Here is a 23,077-nt window from a genome sequence, read left to right as displayed (position 1 = left end):
GCGCTCAGGAGCGATGGCGCCGGAGTTCTGAAGCAGAGGTGGCTAGGAACGGGTCTCGACATCGTGAGGTGACAGCGCCGCGCCGAGCACCCAATCCTGCGGCGGATCTTTAGGGACTACGCGACAGGCTCTGTGCCGACCCCGTCGACCGTTCTAGGTAATCGGACCTCCACCTGACCGTTCCGGTCACTATCTCCTCGATCCAAGGGCGTTCATGTTCCACCTGACTTTTGCACTGCCCGCCCTCTATGTGCTGGCGCGGTTCGTGTGGCCGCTTCCGTGGGCACCGGGCGGGAAGATCGCCCTTGCCATCGCCGTGCTCGTAGCATCGCAATACCATCTTTGGAGCCGCCTCTCGTCCGGCTCGGTCTTCTCGCCCGAGTTTCCCCGTGCTCTCGTGCTGATGTTCAACTGGGCGTTCGGGGCAATCGCGCTGCTGGCGGCGATGCAGATCGCCCTCGACGCGACCGCCTTGATCGTGCGGCTGGTCCGGGGCGGCGGAGCCATACCGGACGGCGTGCGCTACATGGCCGCTACGGCGGCCATGCTGCTCTCGGCCGTCGGCGTGTACCAGGCGACGCGTGTGCCACCCCTCAAGGATCTTGAGATTGGCATCCCGGGCCTGCCGCCTCAGTTCGACGGCTACAGGCTTCTGCAACTGACCGACCTGCACATCAGTCGCCTGTTCCCAAAGGAGTGGACCCAAGCGGTGGTGGAGCGCTCCAATGCGCTCGGGGTTGATCTGATCGTAGTCACCGGCGATCTGATCGACGGCTCATTCGGCGCGCGGCGTGCCGACGTGGAGCCTCTGCGCGACCTGCGTGCGAAGGACGGCGTTTGGGTCATTCCCGGCAACCATGAGTATTTCTTCGACTATGAGGAATGGATGCGCCAGTATGCCAGCATGGGGATGCAGGCGCTCGCCAACGATCATACAGTCCTGAACCGTCATGGCGGATCGCTCGTGCTGGCCGGCGTCACCGACCTGTCGGCGCCTCGATCCTTCCATCCGGCACCGGACCTGTCGGCCGCTCTTGAGGGTGCACCGTCCGAAACGCCGATCATCCTGCTCGACCATCAGCCGAGGAACGCGGTCCAGGCGGCTGCACGCGGCGTGGCGCTGCAACTCTCCGGGCATACTCACGGTGGCATGATCCCAGGACTGGACCGGCTGGTCGCGCGCGCCAACAACGGCTTCGTCTCGGGCCGGTACCAGGTCGGCGCCATGACGCTCTACGTCAACAACGGCACCGCACTCTGGCCCGGCTTTGCCTTGAGGCTCGGGCGTTCCTCCGAACTGACCCGCATCACCCTGCGACGCGCGTCACAGCAGGATGGTCCGCCCGCCCATGCGCCGGCGAGTTCGGAGCGCGCGCTTGCTCCGGCCACTGCAGGCTGAATTCACGATGACAAAGCCACTCGGCGGAATGGCAGCTAAGGTACATTCCGGACGTGGCCGAACTTCTGCTTTAGACAGGAACGTCGGACGTTCCTACCAGTGACCGAATTTCACTACCTGACCCACTGCGGACCTTGGATGTCGTTCTTCCACCCGGCATTCGGTAGCGATTGCCACACGATGGCCTGAAGGATCAGGGGATCAGTCGGTCGGCTCGGAGTTCCGCAAACAGGTCGAAGAAGGCATCATCGGTCGGCGGTTCTGTCGCAAGTTCTGGTGAGAGACAGAGAGATACTATAACGGGCTGCGGACGCTTATGCGGCGAGCCGCTCGAACTGCTCAGCGAGCGACGGTTGTTGAGCGCAGGCGTATTTCGCCTGTCCTTTTCGCATCATGTGAACCATCTCAATCCCGCCCAGAATCGCGCGAGCGCTGCTCAGGGACTTGAACCCCATCATCGAGCGAACGCGCCGCTTGATGGCCCGATGATCCTGCTCAATGAGATTGTTCAGGTAGGCACTTTGCCGTATCCGTATCGGCTTGAGTTTCCGTCGTGATCGGTCCTGCAGCCGGTTTGTCGTATCGCAGGACAGGATCGCTTCACGGTTCGTCTGGCTGCCGTCGATGACAATCCTCTCAGGTCGGCCATGCCGCTTAAGGGCCTTGCGCAGGAACCGCTTGGCAGCCATTAGATTTCGCCGCTCGCTGAACCAGAACTCGACCGTGTCGCCGTTGCTATCGATGGCGCGGTAAAGATACGTCCAACGCCCGCGCACCTTAATATACGTTTCGTCCACGTGCCATCTTTTGGTGACAGGCCGCTTTCGCTGATTGAACCGCCCGAGAAGCTCGGGTGAGTAACGGACTACCCAGCGACCAACTGTGGCATGGTCGACCGCGATGCCGCGCTCAGCCATCATCTCCTCGAGATTTCGCAGGCTGAGATTGTACGCCAAGTACCACCGCACACAGAGCAGGATTACTGATTGATCAAATTGCCTGCCCTTGAACATCCTGCCTCGTCCTCTTCCGCCAGTGCAGGCCATAGCCCAGCGCTCGGAAAGAAAGAGTTGCGACAGATCCATGGTGACCTCCTATTACCAAATCTGCCTGAGAAGTCACCAGCCGAGGTCGAGTAGGCCTGATAAGAATCGATCTCTGACCAGCGGAGACACCCATGGGCATGTTGATTGAAGGATGCTGGAGCGACGTTGACCGGGTTGTTGAAGGGGGCGCTTACAAGCGCCCACCCAGCCGTTTTGCGGCGGACCTGGGACCGGACATCATCGAGAGCATCCGCTTAGAGCCAGGCCGCTACCATCTGATCGCGTCGATGAGTTGCCCTTGGTCGCATCGCGCGATCATGGTCCGCCAGATCAAAGGCTTAGAGCGCTTCATTGCTTTGCAACTGGCTGGAGGGCCTCGGGTCGAAGGTTATGCCGTGAACTTCGGCCGGCCGTGGCGAGTTCCTGGCAGCGATCGCTCCATTGTGCATCTCCATGAGCTTTATACGCTGAGCGATCCTTCCTATTCCGGTCGCGTCACCGTCCCGGTCCTATGGGACATGAAGGATCAGCGTATCGTCAGCAACGATTCGGCGAAGATCATGCGTGCGTTCGATGCTGTCCCGAACGCCGGGGCCATCGATTACACCTTGAGACCTGCTGATCTGGCGGCCGAGATCGAGGCCGTGAACCTGCAGATTTACAATGGCCTGTCGAACGCCGTCTACCGTGCCGGTTTTGCCGAACATCAGGACGCTTACGACGAAGCTGTGACAGACGTGTTCAAGACTCTGGACGTCCTTGAGCAACGGCTGGCGACACGACGTTATCTCCATGGATCTGTCATCACGGAGAGCGACTAGCGTCTGTTCCCCAGCTTGGTGAGATTTGATGCCGTCTACCACATACTGTTCCGCTGCGCGCGGCGCCGGCTTGTCGATCAACCGCACCTCTGGGCTTATGCCCGGGATCTCTACGGGTGGGCTGGCGTATCACGAACCGTCGACTTCAATGCCATTCGTGCGGGCGCATACGTCAACGACAACAAGAACAATCCATACGGAATTGTAGCTGTTGCGCCCGAGATGGATTGGTTCGCGCCCCATGGTCGCGAGCGCATAGGACCGGCGCTGGTTACCCTGCGGTGTGGGGGGACGGCGGAAATCGAACCATCAACATTGAGGCCAATTTAGATGCCTATGCTCATCTCAGTCGGAATGCTGATCTTCGCCGCATCCATAACGCCGGGTCCGAACAATTTGATTGTCCTAGGCGCGGCTATGGATGGTGGAATCCGAGGAGCACTTCCTGCGATTGCAGGTGTCGTAACGGGATCTCTAATCCTACTCGGGATCGTCTCGACTGGAGTGACGGCATTACTGATCATTGACCCGAGAATTTCAACGCTATTAGCGCTGTCTGGAAGTGCCTATCTCCTCTGGGTGGGAGGTGTGATGATCCTCCGTGCTGGGGAGGGGGCATCACGATGGCGTGGGCAGCTGCCGAGCACCACTAGCACCGTCGCGTTGTTTCAATTGGTCAATCCCAAAGCCTGGCTGCTCGTATCTGGCGCGGTTGCCTCTATGGCTGATGGATCTCACGTTGCCGTCTCGGGATTCAAGCCGATCTTGGGCCTTGCGATCACCATCGCAACAGTGACCAGCGCTTCGCTGTTCGCCTGGGCATTCGCGGGTACGAGCCTGAAAGACGCATTAGTGAGACCAAACCACCAAAGAGCGTTTGATCGTCTCATTGGTGGGGTCGTAGTCCTCTGCGCCATGTTGCTCCTGAGCGAAGCGCTTTCATGAGGAGGTTACCACGTTAATCAGCCAGGATTCGCGACAGAGGCGAGCAACGCCCTGCGCCGCCCAGGGCTGCGGCTGATCTTCAGAGGTCAGCCACTCCTTACCCCTGAGGTAATCGACCGCCTTCCCCTTCCCCGTCAGTATCAAGCCTATCGACGCTCACTGGGCGCAGCAGCAAGGAGTGCACCATGACTGTCATGTCCACCGCCACCACGGAGAGGCCGACCGCCGAAAATTCTGTCGCCGAGACCACCCGGTCCGTCGTGCAGGATTTCCTCGCCGCCCGGCTGGCCGGGGACACCGAGCGGCTCATCGCGCTGTTCGCCGACGAGGTCGACTGGGTGCTCGCCGACAACCCGGCCGCCCCGTGGATCCGCCCGCGTTCCACCCCTGCCGAATGCGCAGCCCTGTTCACGGAACTGATGGAGCATACCGTGCCCGAGGACGCGAGAGCCTCGGTCGATACCTTCCTGGTCGACGGCACCGACGCCGTCCTGATGGGGCACCTGTCGGGCACCGTCCATGCGACCGGGAAGTCCTTCGAGGGTCCGTTCGCGCTGCACCTCACCGTGGAGAACGGCCGTATCACCCGGCATCGCCTCTACGAGAACAGCCTCTCGATCGCCCAAGCGTGCACCCCCTGAGGGCGCACGCACTCGCCATCCGAAAAGCCATCCGCATTCTAACCGTCAATCGATCCACCCCACCGCTAGGAGACGTCCCATGACTGACGCTGCAACCATCGCCAATCGCTACATCGCTCTCTGGAACGAGACCGACCAGGGCCGCCGCAAAGCCATGCTCGCGGACCTCTGGAGCGACGCTGGCACCTACCTTGACCCCCTCATGCAGGGGCAGGGCCACGACCAGATCGATGCTCTCATCGCAGGCGTGCACGGCCAGTTCCCGGACTTCCGCTTTGCCCTCGTGGGACAGCCCGACGGCTACGGCGACCAGGTGCGCTTCTCCTGGCAGCTCGGCCCCGAAGGCGGGGACGGTCCGATCAAGGGTACCGACTTCGCAACACTCGAGAACGGCCGCCTCACCAAGGTCGTTGGCTTTCTCGACCAAGTGCCGACCGCCGCTTGAGACAATGCGATGCCTGACATCGGCAGGATCCCAACCCTGCCGATTGTTAGGTCGCTAGAACAGCGAGACGCCCAAATATGATATTGGTAGGCGACGTCGCCCAACATGACCATGTCTCGTGTCTATTGGGCCGCGACGTACCCGTCACCTGCAAAGGTTCTCAAGATGACTGCGAAGCCACCCGGGGCCAGGGAGCATCTTCACTACCACAAGGATGGGAGCCTGTGGGCCCGAGGGCAGACCATCGATGATGTCCCGACAGGCTACTGGGAATGGTTCAGGAAAGACGGAACGAAGTTGAGATCGGGATATTTCGACGACGGAAAGCAGGTTGGGGAATGGACCACCTACGACAAGTCCGGCCGAGCGTATAAGGTCACGCGAAAGCGGTGATCCTTGAGTGCGATGACTCGGAATGAATAGCTCTGCGCCCCTCTTCCATACCATGATGCACGACGACCAGGTTCCCATTGATGCCGACATCGTTCGCGGGATGATCGTCGATCAGTTCCCGGTGTATCGCCATGAGCCGATCGAGCGACTCCACACCACCGGTACCGACAACGCAATCTTCCGGATTGGATCGAGTGACGCCGCAAGGTTCCCTTTGCGCGCCATGAAGCCGGTCGAGTGCGCCGAGATGCTTCGCAGGGAAGTGGCGGCCATGACGGAGTTCGCGAGGCATTCCCCGTTTGCAACTCCTCGACCATTGGGGCTTGGCCAACCCGGCACAGTCTACCCAATGCCATGGGTGGTGCAGAGCTGGATCGAGGGCGAGGTTGCAACGCCAAACGGGCTTGCGGCATCCACGCCGTTTGCCCTCGACATCGCGAACCTGATCGCAGCGTTGCGGGCCGCGGACACTCAGGGTCGCCGCTTCGACGGACGGGGCAGGGGCGGCAACCTTCCCGATCACGATGACTGGATGGAAGTCTGCTTCAGGAACTGCGAGGGACTGCTCGACGTGGCTCGCCTGCGTCGCATGTGGGCCCGGCTGCGGGAGCTGCCGCCATCCGGAACTGAGGTCATGAGCCATCGGGATCTCATTCCAGCAAACCTTCTTGTGCATGGCGAGCGTCTTGTGGGTGTGCTCGATGCCGGCGGCTTCGGACCTGCCGATCCGGCGTTGGACCTCGTGGCTGCGTGGCATCTTCTTGACCGAGACCGGAGGGAGATTGTGCGGAGCCATCTCGGATCGGGAGACGTCGAGTGGAAGCGCGGCGCGGCATGGGCGTTCCAGCAGGCGATGGGGCTGGTCTGGTACTACGAGCGCACCAATCCCGGGACGAGCGCCCTAGGTCGAAATACGCTCTCCCGCCTGCTCGACGATCCGGACGTCTGAAGTGTCGGCCAACCGCCTGATCTGGCAGTTGGCCGGATCAGCCTGCCAATGCTCCTCGCGGGTGATCTGAGACTCCCATGCCCTGAATTCAGCCGGACGTCCGATGGCTAGATCCACCTCCGCACTGGCGATGGCGGCAAGCGATGCGAGCTCCTCCTCGCGCCATCGCAAGCCTGGACTGACATGCCCTGGATGACCGCTCCGAAATGGCGGACCAAGGCCGCGGCGGCCGTGTCCGGCCGGAAGTGCCCTTCGGTGATCCCACGCTCGATCCTGTCATGGACGTGTTTGTAGGTAGGCAAGCTCCCTCTCGATGGCGTGCCTTCTCGCGTCCTGGCTTCGTCTATTGATCGGGGCGCCGCGGATCCGTCGGATGGTCCTCGCGATAGTAATAGGTCGCATCCCCGATCAGGATCCTGGCCAGAGCGTCGATCTCCTGCACCACACGGTCGATCTGTCGGTACTCCTGGCTGCCAATCGGGATGTCGGTCAGCGTTCGCGTGAGAAGATGGCGGGTCGGCCGCAGGAACTCCAAGAGCCTATCGGCGATTTCCGGTGTCATGAGACGGCGGGACTTTCTCGAATGACCGTGTAGCATGGGAGTGGAGCCTCCGGGTTGCGCAAGAGTTTGGGTTGGTCGCGGCAACGCCGAAAGCATCATGGACGGGCGGGGACAGGACGGGCGGCACCTGTACTTCCCCGGACGTAGCCATACGACAGCGCCGATACCAAGCGCGCGATCCGCTGCTCCAAGATATCCTGCTCGACGAGGAGGGCTTTGATGGCGGCTCTCAGGTCACCGCCGCACGCTTCGATAACGGCCGAGACCTTGGCCTCCACCCGGTCCGTGTCGCAAGCGGTCTGAACCTGATCGGTCATCGTCACCTCCCTCGAGAGCAGCGAGGTTACTGATTCCCGGACCCGCTCGCCAGGAATTTGTTCGTGTTTCGTTCTTGGTCTGTGGAATGCGAGGAAAAAACCGTTAATCCCGTGAACGCCTTCGGACCGAAGGCGTTCGTTCGGCCTGGGATCCGCTCACGCCATTAGGGCCATGCCATCGGCTTCCATCTCACGTTCCCGCGTGATCGCCGCGAGTTCGGCGAAGCCGTCCAGGTACCGCTTCCAGCCGTCGGCCCAGAACAGCTCCTCGATCGGTTCAGCCCGCGCTGCGCGCTTGAGGCCGACGACTCTTCCGACAGCCGGCTGTCCAAGATCGAGGCAATCATTGAGGAGTGCCGCTATGGCATTCACGACATCTTGGGGACCCAAGTCGATGGTGACCTGCCGCTGCCCCAATTCAAAATGGCGCTGGAGCTTAGGCTGTTCCTGGGAGCCAAACGCTATGGGAATAGGAACCAGAAATTAAAACGGGTTCTCGTCCTCGACCGGGAGCAGTGAGGATCAGAGCTGCCCCCATGTGCATCACGCCGAAACCTTAGCTTCGGCCCTGTAGCGTATTTTGATGACAGCGGCGTCCCGCTATCCATTCGCTATTCAGAGCATCTACTCAGGTTCAGCGAAGGGCATTCTGAAATTTGCGGACAATCTTCTCACTCGCCCGTTAAGTGATATGCTTAGGGGCAAAGACTAGCACCTGAAGGATGAGAACAGTCTCCGCCTTTATCAAAGGCTTCGAGGTCATGCGCATGATCCGCTGTGGGCTCTACCTCCTGACACAGCCCGGCGCGATAGGCGAAATCCGTCCCGTCAACCAGCTCTTCGGTCTTTTGGCCGGGGTGAGCCGTTCGACAGGATTCGCTTTGCCCTTTTCAGGTTAATGAAACAAAGCCGCCGAGGTGCTGGTGCCTATGCAAGCGGCTGACACGGATCGTAGCAGCTGCTTATTGGCGGCTGCGGTGTCTCCTCGTCCGCGGCTTCATGGCCACTTCGCCAGCAAGAGCAAGGTCACGGGCAGCCCTGGCAGTGTCCTCGTCGCAGATAATCACTGAGCCGAACCGGGCCTTGAGGGCTGCCGCGATGGCAGGGATCTTGTTCTGACCACCGGAGGCGAGAACGACGGTCGGAATGCGTGAGAGTTCGCTAAGCGGCAACGCGATCGCACGAAGGTTCAATGGATGGTCGAGGAGCCGACCGTTAGCATCGTAGAACTGCCCCAAGATATCTCCGACTGCACCGAGCCTGACCAACTCATCAGTGCTCACGTCTCGCGGAACGCCGTAGCGGATCAGCAGGGAGCGGAGCGAAAGATCGCCGATGCTGAGCAGCGCAACGTCATTGCCTGAAATCCGCTCGAACGCCTCGCGAAACACGTCCTGCGCCAATATGATGTCTCGGGACTCGGGGCTTCCCGCGTAGATGGGCGCAGCCAGATACTCACATTCGGCATTCAGGCGGTTAGCGAGACTGCTCGCAGTCTCAAACGTATTGAGTTCCAGTCCATGCGTCAGACCGCCCATCATCGAATTGATGCACAAATCCGGATACCGGCCTGGGCGCGTATTGCGGATAGTCTCGCGCAGGGTTGCGCCCCAACCCAATCCGAGGCCCTTCACATCGTTCGTCTCGAGAAAATTCGAAAGGTACTCGCCTGCCGCTTGCCCGAGCAGGACCGGCACGAGATCGGGATCCTCGGGTGTTGGAATTATGACGGCACCCTTCAGGTCGAACTCACGAATGAGGAGCTGCTCGAGCTCAACGCAGGTGGTGAACCGCGAGTTGAGCGTAATGCTGACGAGACCACTTGTGCGGGCTTCCACGAGCATCCGGTTCACCCGAAGCCTCGTTATGCCGAGCTTTTGCGCGATGTCCGCCTGCGTCATGCCTTCCATGAAGTAGAGCCAAGCGATCCGGGCCTCGAGTGAATTATCTGCCGTGTTCAGCATTGGACCAAGGCTCGGGTGTTCGTCCAATGCAAGCAACGAGCAGGTGCGCAGCCCCTCCTAGCCACGCGTCCGCCGCAGAAGATCTGACCGAGCCCTTTGTCGGAATGTACTTCGATCATACCAAGACACTCGCCGGGGTAGAACAAGATATCGGAACCATCATCCGTTAAATCCTCTGGTTAGAACAGGGGGGATGCCAGGAGAAATTCCATTGGCAGCGTCATACAAATGTAATACACGTTATTCAAATGTATCGCTAGTGAGGGATCGATGACAGATCAGGCGCAGGTGCTCGATGAAGCGGTACAGAAGGCGACGACGCGCCTCGTGTTCGTCGCTCCATCGGCTCTAGCAGCTCTGCCAGACGCCATACGAGCCACTGGAAGCCAGCGGCCGTTGCTTGTCGCCGATCGGAACACCATGGAGGCTGCGGGCAGCGATGCACTCGCAATTCTGGAACAAGCCGGCTTTTCCGCTGCCCCGCCGGTCGTCCTCGAAGCCGCGCCTCGCGTGAAGCCCCAGGCTAGCATCGCGCGGGACCTTGCTGGCGTGCTCAGGGAGCGGGCAGCGCTTCCCGTTGCGGTCGGGTCAGGCGTCATCAACGATCTCACGAAATATGCGGCTACGCTCGCGGGTATGCCTTACGTCTGTGTTGCGACGGCGGCCTCCATGGACGGATACGCCGCCTCTGGCGCCGCGCTGCTCGACGCCGGATTCAAGCGCACGCTGGACTGCGCACCCCCCGTCGGCATTGTTGCCGACCTGAACGTGATCGCGCGGGCCCCGACCCGCATGGCAGGCTGGGGCTACGGCGATCTTGCCGGCAAGATTGTCGCCGGTGCCGACTGGAAGATGGCTGACGTTCTTGGCGAGGAGGCCATCAATCCGAAGCCCTTCGCGCTGGTGCAGGATAACGTCCGAGGCTGGTTGTCCCGGTCCAGGGAGGTTGGTCAAGGCGATCCAGCCGCCTTGGGCGATCTCGTCAACGGCCTCCTCGTCTCTGGTTTCGCCATGCAGGCCCACGGCAATTCGCGCCCGGCGAGCGGCGCTGAACATCTCATCTCCCATGTCTGGGAAATGGAGCGCCTGACCTACCAAGGCGAGCCTGCTGCCCACGGGGCCTGCGTGGGGATCGGGACGGTTGCGATCCTGGCTCTCTACGAGTGGTTCCTTTCGCAGGACATCAACGAGCGCGTGATCGCGCAGACCATCGGCGCAGCGTCCTCATCCGAGCAGGTTCAGGCCGAGATTACAGCAGCTTTCGCGGATCCGCAGATCGCCGACAGCGCACGCACCGAGATGCGCGCGAAGCTGGAGCGGGCGGCACGTCGGAGCGAGCGCCTCGCAGCGCTCGCGGCGAACTGGCCCGCGCTACGCGAGGAATTGCGACAGTCCTGCATTCTGCCGGGCACCATGGAAGGCTGGCTTCAAGAAGCTGGAGCGCCGGCGCATCCAGCCGATCTTGGCGTGCCGCTGACGAAGCTGGCCGCAGACTATCGCCGTGCGCGGCTCATCCGCCGGCGCTTCACCATCCTGGATCTTCTCGACGATCTCGGATGGCTCGACAGGGGCATCGCCGCCCTCATGGCGGATGATGGCTTCTGGGGACGGCGCTCAAAGGGGCAGGGGCAGCGCGCCGCAACGGCCTGAGACCAGGGGCAAGGATCGAAAGGGAGGAAAACACCATGAAAGTTTCTTCGACGATACCACGCGTCGCCACCGGGGCGCTGGCGCTCATCATGTCAGGGACTGCGGCCTGGGCCGCGCCCGTCGAGGTGCAATGGTGGCATGCCATGAGCGGAGTCCTCGGCGAGCGGGTGGACGAATTAGTCAAGAAGTTCAACGAGACCCATGACCAGTACAAGGTCACAGCAATCAACAAGGGCAATTACGACGAGGTGATCAACGGCACCATCGCAGCTTATCGCGCCAAGCGCCCGCCTCACATCGTTCAGATCTATGAGCGCGGCTTCATGACGATGCTGCTCTCGGACGCCATTGTCCCAGTTCAGGATCTCATGGACAAGACCGGCCACAAGGTAGAGTGGGCTGACCTCATCAAACCCGTCGCCGGTTTCTACTCCTACAAGGGCAGGCTCGCCGCCATGCCCTTTAACTCCTCCTCGCCAATCCTGTTCTACAACAAGGACCAGTTCCAGAAGGTCGGGCTCGACAAGCCGGCGGAGACATGGGGCGAGTTCGAGAAGCAGCTCTACGCCATTAAGGCATCGGGCGCTGCCGAATGCGGCACGGCACTTGCAACGGACTACCATTGGAGCCTTATCGAGAACTACAGCGCCATCAACGATCAGCCTTACGCCACCAAGGCAAACGGCTATGACGGCCTCGACACCGAGTTCGTCTATAACAAGACACTCGTTGTGCCGCAGGTGTCGCGCCTGAAGAAGTGGCTCGACGACGGCGTGTTGCAGATCGCTGGCCAAGGGTTCAGCCCAGAGCAGCTCTTCACCTCCGGGAAATGCGCCACCTATTTCGCCTCGACGGCGGCGCATAGCGGCATTGAGCGCACCGCCAAGATCGCGTGGAGTGCCACCTTCCTGCCGTGGGAGGAGGGGCGCCAGCCCAGGAACAGCACCATTGGGGGCGCTGCCTTGTGGGTGATCAAAGGCCACAAGCCCGAGGAGGAGAAAGCGATCGCAGCCTTTTTCGACTTCCTCGCGAAGCCCGAGACACAGCTCTGGTGGCACAAGGTGACAGGATATGTTCCGCTCACCAATAGGGCCTACGAGATGGCAAAGGCCGAGGGCTACTATAAGCAGAGCCCGACCCGCGAGATCGCCGTTCAGCAGCTCAACCGCGGTACACCGACGGAGAACTCGCTTGGTTTCCACTTCGGCAACTTCACGCAGGCCATGTTCGCCCAGCGCGAGGAGGTCGAGGCCCTATTCGCCGGCAAAAAGGACGCACAGCAAGCCATGGATGACGCCGTGAAGCGGGGTAACGAAATCCTCCGCCAGTACGAGCGTCTCAATAAGGGCAAGTACTGATGCAACGAGGCGGCATGGGCTGGGATCGCAGCCCATGCCGCCTCACTGTCTTTCGAGCGGAGATTTGACGTGGTCGCAACCACTCACGAACCCGGCCTCAAGCACGCCCACTTTCAAACCACCGGCCTTCCGGCCCTGCTACTCCTGCCGCAGCTCCTCATCCTCCTGTTCTTCTTCTTCATTCCGTCTATTCGGGCGCTAATGCAGGCCTTCCTCCTGGCGGATCCTTTCGGTGCAACGGTCCACTTCGTCTGGTTTGACAACTTCACGGCCCTTTTCGCGAGCGAGACCTACCGCAACTCCATTTGGGTGACGATCTGGTTCACGCTTGCCCAGAACTTGGTGACGATCGTTGTGGCGCTCGTCCTGGCTTTCGCGACGGACCGGGTGGTGCGCTTCCAGTCCGCCTACAAAGGCGTGATTCTTCTGCCGTATGCGATCGCGCCTGTCATCGCAGGTGTCATGTGGGCGTTCCTGTTCAATCCGACGGTTGGACCTGTCGCATTCTTCATCAAGTCGCTGGGCATCGCATGGGATCCGAACCGTAACGGTCATGACGCGATGCTGCTCGTGGTCCTCGCGGCGTCTTGGAAGCACATCTGCTATGACTACATCTTCCTCGTTGCAGGCCTGCTCGCCGTGCCGAGATCCCTGATGGAGGCCGCCGCCGTCGATGGCGCGGGGCCGATCAAGCGTTTCTTCCAAATCGCGCTGCCGCTGCTCGGGCCGACGCTCTTCTTTCTTACAACCATGAACTTCGTCTACGGATTCTTCGAGACCTTCGCCATCATCGACGCGGTCACCCGCGGCGGCCCGGCAGGAGCGACGAACATTCTGGTCTACAAGGTCTATCAGGACGGCTTCATCAATCTCGATCTCGGATCATCGGCCGCCCAATCTGTCCTGCTGATGACCTTCGCGCTTCTCCTAACCCTGCTACAGTTCAAGTACATTGAACGTAAGGTCAACTACAGCATCTGACCATGGTTGAACGTTCCCCCATTCTCACAGCGATCTGCCACCTGCTCCTGATCGGCGGGATCATCCTCGTATGCATGCCGCTCTACTTCGCTTTCATCGCAGGGTCCCTGACGATGGAGGAGGTGCAGCAGGTCCCAATGCCGTGGCTCCCAGGCGGTCATTTCCTGGAGAACTTGGCGACCGCCTGGACGAAGGTTGACTTTGGTCAGCTCCTCGTGAACTCGCTCATCGTCGCGTTGGGAATTACGATCGGAAAGGTGGCGATCTCGCTCCTGTCCGCCTTCGCCATCACTTATTTTCGGTTCCGGTTCCGCATGCTTGCCTTCTGGTTGATCTTCATGTCGCTGATGCTGCCCGTGGAGGTGCGGATCGTCCCGACTTACGAGGCGGTGGCGAATGCGGCCCTGCCGATCCAGTGGCTGATCGACCTCCTTAACATACAGAAGCATTGGGAGTGGATCTCTGGCAACCGGATCGAAATCGCACTCGAATGGAATATGTTGAACACCTATCAGGGGCTCATCCTGCCGTTGATCGCCTCGGCATCCGCCACATTTCTGTTCCGGCAGTTCTTCCTCACTGTTCCCGAAGAGCTTCTTGAGGCGGCGCGGCTCGACGGCGCTTCGGCCATTCGCTTCTTCTGGACCATCCTGCTGCCGCTCTCGCGCTCCAACATCATCGCCTTGTCGATCATCCTGTTCCTCTACGGCTGGAACCAGTATCTCTGGCCGTTGCTCTTTACGACCGACAAGGATATGGCCACAGCCGTCATAGGAGTGAAGCACCTCATCCCGCGCTCTGACACGGAGCCAGCCTGGAACGTGGCGATGAGCGGTGCGCTCCTTGCTATGCTCCCGCCTGTTCTGGTGGTTCTCGTCATGCAGCGGTGGTTCGTGCGTGGCCTCGTGGATAGCAGCAAATAGGGCGGTCTCATGGTCATGATCATCGGTCATCGCGGGGCACGGAATCTGTGGCCTGAGAACAGCTTGGAAGGCTTCCGGAGGCTCACCAAGTTAGGCATCGAGGGGGTAGAGTTCGACGTGCATATGACGTCAGATGGACAACTCGCGGTCATTCACGATCCGACACTCGAGCGGACGACGGCAGGATCGGGACCAGTGGGGGCTCGGACGTTAGCCGAACTCCAGGTGACGACGCTGCGCGACAGCACGGAGGGGGTCCCGAGCCTCGACCAGGTTCTTGAAGTACTCGGCGACAGTTCGCTCGAACTTCATATCGAGTTGAAGACCGACTCGATGGGAAGCGCCTATGCCGGTATGGAAGCCAAGGTTCTGGAAGCCATTTGCCGCCATGGACTTGAGAAAAGATCGATCCTGACTTGCTTCATGTTGGAGGTGCTCGAGATCGTTCGGGAGCTCGATCCGGCAGTTCCGGTGCTCGCTTCCATTGACCGGCGTTCCTCCGAAATGCTGGGAGGGCTGGATCGAGCAATTGATCGTCTCAGGGCAATTCCCGGCATCTACGTAGCGGTTGAAAAGTCTCTGCTAATCCATACCCTGGAGCGATTCTCCGAGGCGTTCGGGGCGGAGCGGATCGGCGCCTGGGTCCCGAACGATGATGCGGATCTTCAGCACTGGTTGAGCCAACCCGTCCGTCAGATCACAACCGATCGCCCCGATCTGGCATTGCGAGCCAGACACGATATCGCGACCTGAGATCGTGATGAGGATTGTCACCGAGGGGCTTGGTTACGATGGGTTCGATTTCAGCGGCGTGCGCGAGGTGTCGCTTCACCTTCCTGCGCTGCCCAGGCATGGGAAGTAGCGTTCCTTGATGCAGGATCGCTCATTGAGGTCAGCCCGGTGGACAGGTTCCATGTCGGGTCAGAGACGCATCGCAGGCTCCGAGCCGCCATGGCGGAAGCATTCGGTCGCCTCCGGCAGATTCAGGTGGACGGCGTGACGCCCGGACATTATCGGCCCTGCTATGGGATGCTTAGGTGCGACGCATGACGGTTCCGCCAGCCCCTAGGCTCCTCAGGTCATGGACCGGATGGCTCTCGCGGTCTGCTGAAGCATTTCGAATGCCTTGAACCGCTTTTGATGCCAGTCAAGTAATGCCGGACTCGGACGATAGATCTCGCCCATCTCCGACATTGACAGCATGGCCTGTGCGAGATCTGAATACTGCCCCGAGGCGACGGCGCCGAGGATCGCTGAACCAAGGAGCACAGGCTCTTGGGAGGTCGTGGCTGCAACGAGCTTGCCCGTGCTATCGGCAAGGATCTGCCGCACAAGCGGGCTTTGGCCCGCTCCGCCGCTGACGACAATCGTGTCGATCGCGATGCCCTTCACATGCTGCGCCTGCAAGATCTGCCGGGCCCCATAGCCCAGTCCGCAGAGGCCGCCCAGGTAGAGCGCCACGAGGCTATCGAGACCCGCCTCCATGCCAAGTCCAGCGATCAGGCCACGCGCATCCGGATCAGCGAACGGAGCCCGATTTCCTAGGAATTCGGGAACGACATGCAGGCCTCCCACGAGATCGGGGGCTGCCGGCGCTCCGCCGCGTTTCTCCGCCTCCGACGACAGCCACTGGCTGAGGCTCACGCCATTGTCCCGGGCGATTGCCTCCACTTCTTTCGAAGCGGGATGCATCCGCACCAGATGATCGAGAGCCGCACCGGCTGCCGATTGGCCGCCTTCATTGAGCCAGAGGCCGGGTACCATGGCCGAGTGGTAGGGACCCCATACACCCTGGACGAAAGTGGGCTCCGCCGTCGTTGACATCGTGCAGGCGGAGGTGCCGAATACATAGGCCATGCGGGTGAGGATACTGCCGGCATCGCCACGTGCGCCAACCGTTCCTACGCCACCAGCATGAGCATCAATCAGACCGGCCGCGACAGGTGTTCCGGGCTCCAGGCCCATGTCGTCTGCCGCCTGAGGGGTCAGGCCGCCGAGCCGGGTTCCGCCCGGGACGACTTCAGTGCCGATGCGGCGGAAGCCTTCATCGGCCAGAATGCCAAGCCCTACGGCTCTGAAGTAGCCTGCATCCCAGCGGTTCTCATGCGCCATGTAGGTCCATTTGCACGTTACGGTGCAGGCGGAGCGCGCGAGGTTTCCTGTGGCCCTCCAAGTCAGAAAATCGGCCAGGTCCATGAACTGCCATGCCACCGCAAAAGTCTCCGGCATGTTCTCGGCCAGCCAGAGTAGCTTGGGTGTTTCCATCTCGGGGGAGATGGCGCCGCCGACGTAGTTCAGGACGGTTTCGCCTGTGCTGTTGATCCGTCGCGCCTGTTCCGTCGCACGATGATCCATCCAGACGATGATGTTGCGCTCGTGATTGCCGGACGGGCCGACGGGCAAAGGCTCACCGTCCGGTCCCAATACGACAAGAGAGCAGGTCGCATCGAAGCCGACGCCTGCAACAGACTTCGGAGGAATACCAGCATGGCGCGCGGCCTCGCGCACGCATGCGCAGACGGCGCGCCAGATATCATTGCTCGACTGCTCCACGATGCCGCCAGCCTCGTGCCACAGCACGATGTTGGCCTTGGCCGAAGCCAGCAGAGCTCCGCGCTCGTCGAAAACACCGGCTCGCGCGCTGCCGGTGCCAACGTCGATGCCGAGAAAGTGGTTTGCCATGGCAGTCAATTGTCCAAATGATACCAGAGAGATGATAGCGACGCTCGCCGCGCATCCGATAAGCCTTAAAGATCATTGCTCTGCGGCAGGATGACCAGGTCGCGAATTGTGACGTTTCGCGGTCTCGTCAGCATGAATAGGACGGCCTCGGCCACTTCAACGGGCTGCATCAGGCCACCCGCGGCCAACTCCGCATCAAGCTTTTCCTTGGGCCAATCCTTGATGAGGGCTGTGACCACAGGGCCAGGCGCAACCGCGCCGACGCGCAGCCCATGCGGGGCAACCTGCCGCCGCACCGTATGCACGAAGGCCTGCACGGCGTGCTTAGAAGCCGTGTAGACCGGCTCCCAAACTACGGGGACCAGACCAGCGATGGAGCTCGTTACGACGATATCTCCGATCTTGCGTTCCACCATATGAGGCAGCACAGCATGAATTGACCGGAATGTGGCGTTGACGTTGAGATCCAGCATGCGGTCCCAGGCATCGGGATCGCCCTTCAGGATCTCACCGCCGATATAAGATCCCGCATTGGCGTGGAAGATATCGAGCTGCCCCGTCCGTTCGAGGATCTGGGGCATCATGTGGGACACGCTGGTCGGATCCGTCACATCGAGGCGCAGGGGAATGGCCTGGGGCCCGAGATCCGCGCACACGGTTTCCAAGGCTTTCTCGTCGCGGTCGATCAGCACCACGCGAGCGCCCTCGGACAGCAGAGTTCTGGAGCACTCGAGACCAATGCCTGAGGCGGCTCCGGTGATTGCTGCAACTTTCCCGGACAACTTCTCGCCCATAGCTTTCCCTTTTTTGCTTGGTTGGTTCAGGCCCGGCCATGGGAGGCGCGCGAGCGGCGTGCCAACGAGTCGACAATGACTGCAATGGCAAGCACCGCACCGGTGATCATGTACCGAAGTGATGAGGAGAGATCGAGCAGCGTTAAGCCACTGGCGATTGACTGAATGACGATAATGCCGAGCAGGGCCGAATAGGCGTTGCCTCGTCCTCCAAAAAGGCTGGTTCCACCGATGACGGCTGCGGCAATGGCGTTCAGGTTGACATCGCCAGTTCCCGCCTGCTGGCTCGCGGAAGCCAGACGCGCGGCTGAGAGAATACCACCGACCGCGGCAAGCCCGGAGCAGAGCATAAACGCGCTCAGATAGATGAAGCGGACATTGATGCCAGCGCGGCGAGCGGCCTCGCGGTTGCCGCCCACGGCCAGCATCTGGCGGCCCCATTTGGTCCGCGTCAGCGCATAGTTCAACGCCACGACCAGCCCGACGAACAGGCCGAACATCCATGGGATGCCGCGGTCGAGATTAAGATAGTAGACGATGAGTTCCAGCACGAAGGTGATGACGACGGATCGCAGCAGCAGGCTTGCCATCGGCTGGGCCGACAGCCCGGCGTTGCGGCGGCGCGTCGCTGTGCGATAGCCCAGCACGAACATCACGATTCCAGGGAGGGCAGCGAGCGCGTACGACACCGGGTCGGGGATAACGAGCAATTGCCCGAAATCGACCAGTGGCGAGCCGTAAGGGAGATTGATCGAGCCGGTTGAGCCGAGGAGATAGAGCTGGAGGCCGAGGATCGACAAAAGGCCAGCAAGGGTGGCGACGAAGCTCGGCATGCCGAAGCGGTTGAACAGGACAGCGTAGACCGCGCCGATCAGGGCACCGAAAGCGACTGCAGCGAGGATGGCCGCTGCGACCGGCCAGCCCTGGTTTACCCACAGCACGCCAACCGCCGCGGAGGCGAAGCCGCTGACCGACCCCACCGACAGATCGATTTCTCCGACGATCAGAATGCAGACGATACCAAGCGCGATCACGCCGACGGTCGCGCTGTCGAACAGGAGGTTAACGAGATTGTTGGGGGCCAGGAAGACCGGATTGAGGCTCTGGAAAACGGTCCAGATAATCGCAAGACCGACCACGACCGGGAGCGAGCCGAGATCGCCCGCCCGGACCCTGTCCAGGAAGGCGTGAATCGAGCCGCCAATCCCTTGTGCATGCTTCACTCGCTCGTCTCGGCGGTCGAGCATTGGCGCCGCCTGTACACTCTGCTCCGCGGTCTTGGTCAACGGCGTCCCTCCGGTGCTGGGGTGTGTCCACTTTGCGCCTGACGCCGGCTAATCCGGCGCGATACAGCATTTGTGCTCGCGCCGGTGATTGCGCTGACGAGATCCTGATTGGAAGCGTCAGGTTCAAAGGCACCATTGTTCCGACCAAGCCGGAGCACGACGATGCGATCTGCGACGGCGCGCACGTCCTCCATGTTGTGGCTGATCATGATCACCCCGAGCCCGCGGTCTCGCACGCGCTCGATCAGGTCGAGCACCTCAGCGGTCTGGGCGACGCCGAGGGCGGCGGTGGGCTCATCAAGGAGGATGAGCTTGGGTTCGAGCAGCAGGGAGCGCGCAATGGCGACAGTCTGGCGCTGCCCGCCGGAAAGGGAGGCCACCGGCTCGCGTACGCTGGGGAGGCGGGCAGACAATTCATTGAGCAAGGTCCAGGCCCTCAACTCCATGGACACTTCATCGAGCCGGTAAGGGCTGAGTTCCCGCCCGAGAAAGATATTGGCGACCACATCAAGGTTTTCGCACAGCGCGAGATCCTGAAACACCGTGGCAATGCCAAGTTCGAGTGCGGTGGCTGGGTCGGCAAGCGTCACCGGCTTGCCGCGGAAGGTGATCGAGCCCGAACTCGGAGCATGAACGCCAGCAAGGATCTTGACCAGCGTCGACTTGCCGGCTCCGTTGTCGCCAACGAGCGCCACGACCTCGCCCGCGTGCACGTCCAGATTGATATCCGTCAAAGCCGATACGGCACCGAAATTCTTCGAAATGGCATGCAGGCTGAGCACGAGTTCGCGCTCGTCGTGTTGCCCTTGGGTTCTGTCCATCGCTTCCATGATCCTTGAAGCGTCGGGAGGACGCCTTAAGTGACGTCCGGCCGCCGAAACCGCCGGACGGAGTTTGCGAGTTATTGGATGATGCCCAGCTTCTTGCAGCCTTCGGCATAACGGCCAGAGCAGAGCTGGTCGGCGGTATTGATCTTCTTATCGATGATCTCCGCCTTCAGGTTCTCAGCCGTAACCACGGCAGGGACGAAGAGCTTGGAGGGCGTATTGAAGAGCGTCGTCTCAGCCTTTGGCGTTTCGCCAGCTAAAAGCTGGACAGCGACGTTGGCGGCGGCCGCTGCCACGATCTCGCTCGGCTTGGAAATCGTGTTATACTGGTCGCCAGCGATGATGAGCTGAAGGGCCGCGATCGTTGCATCATTGCCGGTGACCGGTGGGACCGGATTCATGCCAGCGGCCTTGAACGCGGCAATGGCGCCGCCGGCCGTGCCGTCATTGGCCGCCACGACACCAAGAATGTTCTTGTTGAAACGGGTGATCTGGCCGCTGGCCCATTGCTGAGCTTTTGGAGGCGCCCATTCGGGCGTGTCGTACTCGGCCAAGATCGGATAGCCGCTGTTGTCGAGACCCTCGTGAATGCCCTTCTTGATCAGGCCCGCAGCCGCATCGGTCGGTGAGCCGTTGATCTGCAGAACGCCTGTGCCGCTGGCGGCGGTTACATTCGATTTCTTCAGGTGCTGTACCAGCGATTCTGCGATGGACCTGCCAATGGCTTGGTTGTCAAAGGAGACGTAGAAATCCGCGGTCGCATCGGGGATTGGGCGGTCATAGGCGATCACCTTGATGCCCTGGCTCTGCGCCTGCTTGACTAGCGAAGTGGCAGCGGCGGAGTCCACTGGGTCGAGCACGATCACCTTCGCACCCTGCGAAACTGCAGAGTTGAACTGCTGCTGCTGGCGTGACGCGCTCGCGTCGGCGTTCTGATAGATGACCTTACAGGTCGGGCAGAGCTTTCCCATCTCGGCCTTGAAGCCGGGAAAATCATGCTCTTCGTAGCGCGTGGACGCTTGGTCGGGCATCAGAAAAGCAACTGTGGCGTTGGACACTTTTGCATTCTGAGCCATGGCAACACCGGTTCCGGCGAGCAGGAACAGAGTTAGCGCTGTAGGGCCGCCGAGTTTCCATGAAGACTTGATCATTCGTTTCTCTCCCAAAGGTCGTTGTTATAGGGTTGGCAGACTGCCTGTCTCGTCGATAGTCTCTGATAGAACATGCCGCCTCCTGGCGCGCCCTCAGCAGGGTGCTTCTGGTCGAAGGCCTCCTTGTACGGCCGGGCTGTTCTCTCGATGGCTGGTGTGCTGTCTCCTGGTGCCTCCGTGTCTGATCTTGGCCGAGTTAATGTTGTCGAGCAGCAGACGCCGGAACTGAGAGGGTGTCATGCCCTTCTCAGCCAGAAACTGCCTGTTGAAATTGGACAAATTATTGTAGCCGACCTCGTAGCAGATACTGGTGATCGAGGCCTGCTCGTCACTCATCAAAACTTGGCAAGCGAGATTAATGCGCAAACGTTTCACGTATTGCACCAAGGACATGCCGGTGTGCTGGCGAAACGCACGTGAGAACCCGCTCGTCGACTGCCCGGCAATCGCCGCAAGATCAGCCTCGCTGAACGGCCGTGTCAGGTTCTCGCGAATATAGGCGAGCGCTTTGTTGATTCCTGCCGACATGTAGCCGGAAGGGTCAGGCAGGTAGCTGGCGCTGGCTAGTAGTCGCGTTCCTTTCGCCTGACTCAACAATCCGGCGATCGTCATCAACAATTCGATGCGTCGCACACCCTGCGCATCCATCACTTCGGCCATCAGAGGCGAAATCTCGCGGCTAACTTCGTCGCTAAAGAGAACGCCGCGCCGAGAGGATTCCAAAACCGGCGCTAAGACCGCGAGCTCAGGCAATGCCGTCATGGCACCGCTGATGAAACCCTCGCTGAACTGGATGATGCGGCAGCGTAAGGGAACGATTGCGTCCTTCGGAACGTCGCTCACCCAGTTGTGCGGAAGGTTCGGTCCGGTCAGCACCAGGTTGCCAGGATTGAACGCGCCGATGAAGTCACCGACGAAGTAGCGGCCCTTAGTGGCAACGACCTGATGCAGTTCGTATTCGGGATGGAAGTGCCAGCGCACTGTGCGGTAGGGGTAGCCGTGCGACCAAGCGGCGAATGACTCGCCAGGCCTTATCTGAACGACTTCGAGATCCGGCTCCATGTCCGTTTCCTCCAGGCCGATACGGATGCCCGCAGTGACCCTCGCTCCCAATCGGCCGACTGTATGTCGGCTCTCGCTACATCTGACGGTAATCTCCGGCGCCGACACGTGCCAACACGAATCTAGGCTTGCTCCAATACTTTTTTGACGTTCAGGAGCGAGGTTTCCTATGAAAATGGATGCCGTCCGACCCAACTGTGCCAGCCTACAGATCGCCAGGCACTCATCCTCCAGCTGAAACAAATTCAACACCCGATTGAAGTATTATGGATCTAAGCAACCTGTAGTGCTCAAGCGCGGCGACTTAGAAACTGAGCGATATGCTCATGATGGCAGGTAAGTGGCACCTCTGAGAACGAAGCGCGAGGGCCACGCACCAAGCTGGAGCGGGCCTTCAAAAGGAGATGTCATATTTGGATGCTCGGGGATGCCACATTAGCTGAGTATAGCCGTAGGCTGCCCGTCAAGCTCAGCTTCTGCACGACCCAAGTCGTTCATTTCCCTCGGTGCGAGTTTTTTCATTGACGAGTACAGAGCAGTACTCGCCGTTGACGTGATCGTCGGCGAAAGCTCTGCATCGCCCAATCTTGTCGGTGCAGAGGCAGATGAGAGTTTTCCGTGCGGTTGTTGAGCCCCTTGCGCGAGCGGTGTTCTACCGACGGCATAGCCTGACGACGGGCGACATCGTAAGATCTGAGCTTATCAGTGATCAGCCGCTTAGGCGGGCTGCCCTGCCACTTCATCAGGCGCGTGGTTGTCTTAGTGTGGTTGTCTTAGTATTGCAGCTGGTCTGGATGATCTCATCTAGTGGTTTCCGCCTGACAGAAGAGTCCGATTGAGGATTCCCTTTGAGCCGTGTACATGCAAGGCTGGGGCATGCG

Annotated in this window: 22 protein-coding genes and 2 pseudogenes; 12 read left to right on the top strand and 12 right to left on the bottom strand. The window is 60.6% G+C overall.

The annotated features are described in order from the left end of the window. Positions 1-214 precede the first annotated feature (214 nt). Positions 215-1,399 carry a metallophosphoesterase gene (locus tag AC0QTX_RS18635; RefSeq protein ID WP_474605311.1) on the top strand — a complete coding sequence of 395 codons (1,185 nt, stop codon included), beginning with the start codon at positions 215-217 and terminating at the stop codon, positions 1,397-1,399. A 314-nt stretch (positions 1,400-1,713) separates the two neighbouring features. Here AC0QTX_RS18635 and AC0QTX_RS18630 read toward each other — a convergent pair whose 3' ends face one another. Continuing rightward, a complete protein-coding gene (locus AC0QTX_RS18630; RefSeq protein ID WP_474605349.1) occupies positions 1,714-2,412 on the bottom strand; it encodes an IS6 family transposase in 699 nt (232 codons plus the stop codon). A gap of 164 nt (positions 2,413-2,576) precedes the next feature. On the opposite strand from AC0QTX_RS18630, the gene AC0QTX_RS18625 reads away from it, so the two are divergent. The 6 genes from AC0QTX_RS18625 to AC0QTX_RS18600 all read left to right on the top strand — a co-directional run bounded on the left by AC0QTX_RS18625 (position 2,577) and on the right by AC0QTX_RS18600 (position 6,639). After that, complete coding sequence (locus tag AC0QTX_RS18625; protein ID WP_474605310.1) at positions 2,577-3,266, top strand: glutathione S-transferase family protein; 690 nt, start codon at positions 2,577-2,579, stop codon at positions 3,264-3,266. A 354-nt stretch (positions 3,267-3,620) separates the two neighbouring features. Then, the gene (locus AC0QTX_RS18620; RefSeq protein WP_474605309.1) at positions 3,621-4,211 is read left to right on the top strand and encodes a LysE family translocator; all 591 of its coding nucleotides are present in this window, start codon (positions 3,621-3,623) and stop codon (positions 4,209-4,211) included. Between the two features lie 185 nt (positions 4,212-4,396). After that, positions 4,397-4,852, top strand: a complete 456-nt coding sequence (locus tag AC0QTX_RS18615) for a nuclear transport factor 2 family protein (RefSeq protein WP_474605308.1) — start codon at positions 4,397-4,399, stop codon at positions 4,850-4,852. Between the two features lie 79 nt (positions 4,853-4,931). Then, the gene (locus tag AC0QTX_RS18610) at positions 4,932-5,297 is read left to right on the top strand and encodes a nuclear transport factor 2 family protein (protein WP_474605307.1); all 366 of its coding nucleotides are present in this window, start codon (positions 4,932-4,934) and stop codon (positions 5,295-5,297) included. A gap of 105 nt (positions 5,298-5,402) precedes the next feature. Beyond that, positions 5,403-5,690, top strand: a complete 288-nt coding sequence (locus tag AC0QTX_RS18605) for a toxin-antitoxin system YwqK family antitoxin (protein WP_474605306.1) — start codon at positions 5,403-5,405, stop codon at positions 5,688-5,690. A 22-nt stretch (positions 5,691-5,712) separates the two neighbouring features. Then, positions 5,713-6,639 (top strand): aminoglycoside phosphotransferase family protein, encoded by a 927-nt coding sequence (locus AC0QTX_RS18600; protein ID WP_474605305.1) that lies wholly within the window; start codon positions 5,713-5,715, stop codon positions 6,637-6,639. 343 nt (positions 6,640-6,982) lie between these two features. Here AC0QTX_RS18600 and AC0QTX_RS18595 read toward each other — a convergent pair whose 3' ends face one another. From AC0QTX_RS18595 to AC0QTX_RS18580, 4 genes are all read right to left on the bottom strand, one after another. After that, the gene (locus AC0QTX_RS18595; RefSeq protein ID WP_474605304.1) at positions 6,983-7,201 is read right to left on the bottom strand and encodes a hypothetical protein; all 219 of its coding nucleotides are present in this window, start codon (positions 7,199-7,201) and stop codon (positions 6,983-6,985) included. A gap of 95 nt (positions 7,202-7,296) precedes the next feature. Continuing rightward, positions 7,297-7,518 carry a hypothetical protein gene (locus tag AC0QTX_RS18590; protein WP_474605303.1) on the bottom strand — a complete coding sequence of 74 codons (222 nt, stop codon included), beginning with the start codon at positions 7,516-7,518 and terminating at the stop codon, positions 7,297-7,299. 156 nt (positions 7,519-7,674) lie between these two features. Beyond that, the gene (locus AC0QTX_RS18585) at positions 7,675-7,908 is read right to left on the bottom strand and encodes a hypothetical protein (protein WP_474605302.1); all 234 of its coding nucleotides are present in this window, start codon (positions 7,906-7,908) and stop codon (positions 7,675-7,677) included. 572 nt (positions 7,909-8,480) lie between these two features. Further along, complete coding sequence (locus tag AC0QTX_RS18580) at positions 8,481-9,482, bottom strand: sugar-binding transcriptional regulator (protein ID WP_474605301.1); 1,002 nt, start codon at positions 9,480-9,482, stop codon at positions 8,481-8,483. Positions 9,483-9,752: 270 nt separating this feature from the next. On the opposite strand from AC0QTX_RS18580, the gene AC0QTX_RS18575 reads away from it, so the two are divergent. The 5 genes from AC0QTX_RS18575 to AC0QTX_RS18555 all read left to right on the top strand — a co-directional run bounded on the left by AC0QTX_RS18575 (position 9,753) and on the right by AC0QTX_RS18555 (position 15,147). Beyond that, positions 9,753-11,132: a sn-glycerol-1-phosphate dehydrogenase gene (locus AC0QTX_RS18575; protein WP_474605300.1), complete on the top strand. Its 1,380-nt coding sequence runs from the start codon at positions 9,753-9,755 to the stop codon at positions 11,130-11,132. Positions 11,133-11,167: 35 nt separating this feature from the next. After that, a complete protein-coding gene (locus AC0QTX_RS18570; RefSeq protein ID WP_474605299.1) occupies positions 11,168-12,490 on the top strand; it encodes an extracellular solute-binding protein in 1,323 nt (440 codons plus the stop codon). A 69-nt stretch (positions 12,491-12,559) separates the two neighbouring features. After that, complete coding sequence (locus AC0QTX_RS18565) at positions 12,560-13,471, top strand: ABC transporter permease subunit (protein WP_474605298.1); 912 nt, start codon at positions 12,560-12,562, stop codon at positions 13,469-13,471. A 2-nt stretch (positions 13,472-13,473) separates the two neighbouring features. Then, positions 13,474-14,394, top strand: coding sequence for an ABC transporter permease subunit (locus AC0QTX_RS18560; RefSeq protein WP_474605297.1), 921 nt, complete (start codon positions 13,474-13,476; stop codon positions 14,392-14,394). A 9-nt stretch (positions 14,395-14,403) separates the two neighbouring features. Next, positions 14,404-15,147 (top strand): glycerophosphodiester phosphodiesterase family protein, encoded by a 744-nt coding sequence (locus AC0QTX_RS18555; RefSeq protein WP_474605296.1) that lies wholly within the window; start codon positions 14,404-14,406, stop codon positions 15,145-15,147. Between the two features lie 321 nt (positions 15,148-15,468). Here the strand turns inward: AC0QTX_RS18555 and AC0QTX_RS18550 are convergent, their stop codons facing one another. The 7 genes and pseudogenes from AC0QTX_RS18550 to AC0QTX_RS18520 form a co-directional block, all read right to left on the bottom strand. After that, positions 15,469-17,076, bottom strand: coding sequence for an FGGY-family carbohydrate kinase (locus AC0QTX_RS18550; protein WP_474605295.1), 1,608 nt, complete (start codon positions 17,074-17,076; stop codon positions 15,469-15,471). Positions 17,077-17,141: 65 nt separating this feature from the next. After that, positions 17,142-17,870: an SDR family oxidoreductase gene (locus AC0QTX_RS18545; RefSeq protein WP_474605294.1), complete on the bottom strand. Its 729-nt coding sequence runs from the start codon at positions 17,868-17,870 to the stop codon at positions 17,142-17,144. Between the two features lie 26 nt (positions 17,871-17,896). Further along, positions 17,897-19,117: a sugar ABC transporter permease gene (locus tag AC0QTX_RS18540; protein ID WP_474605348.1), complete on the bottom strand. Its 1,221-nt coding sequence runs from the start codon at positions 19,115-19,117 to the stop codon at positions 17,897-17,899. A 35-nt stretch (positions 19,118-19,152) separates the two neighbouring features. Further along, positions 19,153-19,977 carry an ATP-binding cassette domain-containing protein gene (locus tag AC0QTX_RS18535; protein WP_474605293.1) on the bottom strand — a complete coding sequence of 275 codons (825 nt, stop codon included), beginning with the start codon at positions 19,975-19,977 and terminating at the stop codon, positions 19,153-19,155. Between the two features lie 80 nt (positions 19,978-20,057). Further along, a complete protein-coding gene (locus AC0QTX_RS18530) occupies positions 20,058-21,134 on the bottom strand; it encodes an ABC transporter substrate-binding protein (protein ID WP_474605292.1) in 1,077 nt (358 codons plus the stop codon). Positions 21,135-21,320: 186 nt separating this feature from the next. After that, positions 21,321-22,196: pseudogene (locus AC0QTX_RS18525) on the bottom strand (AraC family transcriptional regulator); the annotation flags it as partial. Positions 22,197-22,759: 563 nt separating this feature from the next. Beyond that, positions 22,760-23,004 (bottom strand): annotated as a pseudogene (locus AC0QTX_RS18520) (DDE-type integrase/transposase/recombinase); the annotation flags it as partial. Positions 23,005-23,077: the final 73 nt, after the last annotated feature.

Source organism: Microvirga sp. jy35 (assembly GCF_056148915.1).
This window is presented reverse-complemented; position numbering and strand designations above follow the sequence as displayed.

Bases quoted from the DNA above. Each gene is read 5' to 3' on its own strand.
- AC0QTX_RS18590 (WP_474605303.1), bottom strand. From the start codon at position 7,518: ATGACCGATCAGGTTCAGACCGCTTGCGACACGGACCGGGTGGAGGCC.
- AC0QTX_RS18540 (WP_474605348.1), bottom strand. From the start codon at position 19,117: ATGCTCGACCGCCGAGACGAGCGAGTGAAGCATGCACAAGGGATTGGC.
- AC0QTX_RS18615 (WP_474605308.1), top strand. From the start codon at position 4,397: ATGACTGTCATGTCCACCGCCACCACGGAGAGGCCGACCGCCGAAAAT.
- AC0QTX_RS18545 (WP_474605294.1), bottom strand. From the start codon at position 17,870: ATGGGCGAGAAGTTGTCCGGGAAAGTTGCAGCAATCACCGGAGCCGCC.
- AC0QTX_RS18605 (WP_474605306.1), top strand. From the start codon at position 5,403: ATGACCATGTCTCGTGTCTATTGGGCCGCGACGTACCCGTCACCTGCA.
- AC0QTX_RS18535 (WP_474605293.1), bottom strand. From the start codon at position 19,977: ATGGACAGAACCCAAGGGCAACACGACGAGCGCGAACTCGTGCTCAGC.
- AC0QTX_RS18555 (WP_474605296.1), top strand. From the start codon at position 14,404: ATGGTCATGATCATCGGTCATCGCGGGGCACGGAATCTGTGGCCTGAG.
- AC0QTX_RS18550 (WP_474605295.1), bottom strand. From the start codon at position 17,076: ATGGCAAACCACTTTCTCGGCATCGACGTTGGCACCGGCAGCGCGCGA.
- AC0QTX_RS18610 (WP_474605307.1), top strand. From the start codon at position 4,932: ATGACTGACGCTGCAACCATCGCCAATCGCTACATCGCTCTCTGGAAC.
- AC0QTX_RS18570 (WP_474605299.1), top strand. From the start codon at position 11,168: ATGAAAGTTTCTTCGACGATACCACGCGTCGCCACCGGGGCGCTGGCG.
- AC0QTX_RS18530 (WP_474605292.1), bottom strand. From the start codon at position 21,134: ATGATCAAGTCTTCATGGAAACTCGGCGGCCCTACAGCGCTAACTCTG.
- AC0QTX_RS18630 (WP_474605349.1), bottom strand. From the start codon at position 2,412: ATGTTCAAGGGCAGGCAATTTGATCAATCAGTAATCCTGCTCTGTGTG.
- AC0QTX_RS18600 (WP_474605305.1), top strand. From the start codon at position 5,713: ATGAATAGCTCTGCGCCCCTCTTCCATACCATGATGCACGACGACCAG.
- AC0QTX_RS18635 (WP_474605311.1), top strand. From the start codon at position 215: ATGTTCCACCTGACTTTTGCACTGCCCGCCCTCTATGTGCTGGCGCGG.
- AC0QTX_RS18595 (WP_474605304.1), bottom strand. From the start codon at position 7,201: ATGACACCGGAAATCGCCGATAGGCTCTTGGAGTTCCTGCGGCCGACC.
- AC0QTX_RS18560 (WP_474605297.1), top strand. From the start codon at position 13,474: ATGGTTGAACGTTCCCCCATTCTCACAGCGATCTGCCACCTGCTCCTG.
- AC0QTX_RS18580 (WP_474605301.1), bottom strand. From the start codon at position 9,482: ATGCTGAACACGGCAGATAATTCACTCGAGGCCCGGATCGCTTGGCTC.
- AC0QTX_RS18575 (WP_474605300.1), top strand. From the start codon at position 9,753: ATGACAGATCAGGCGCAGGTGCTCGATGAAGCGGTACAGAAGGCGACG.
- AC0QTX_RS18625 (WP_474605310.1), top strand. From the start codon at position 2,577: ATGGGCATGTTGATTGAAGGATGCTGGAGCGACGTTGACCGGGTTGTT.
- AC0QTX_RS18620 (WP_474605309.1), top strand. From the start codon at position 3,621: ATGCTGATCTTCGCCGCATCCATAACGCCGGGTCCGAACAATTTGATT.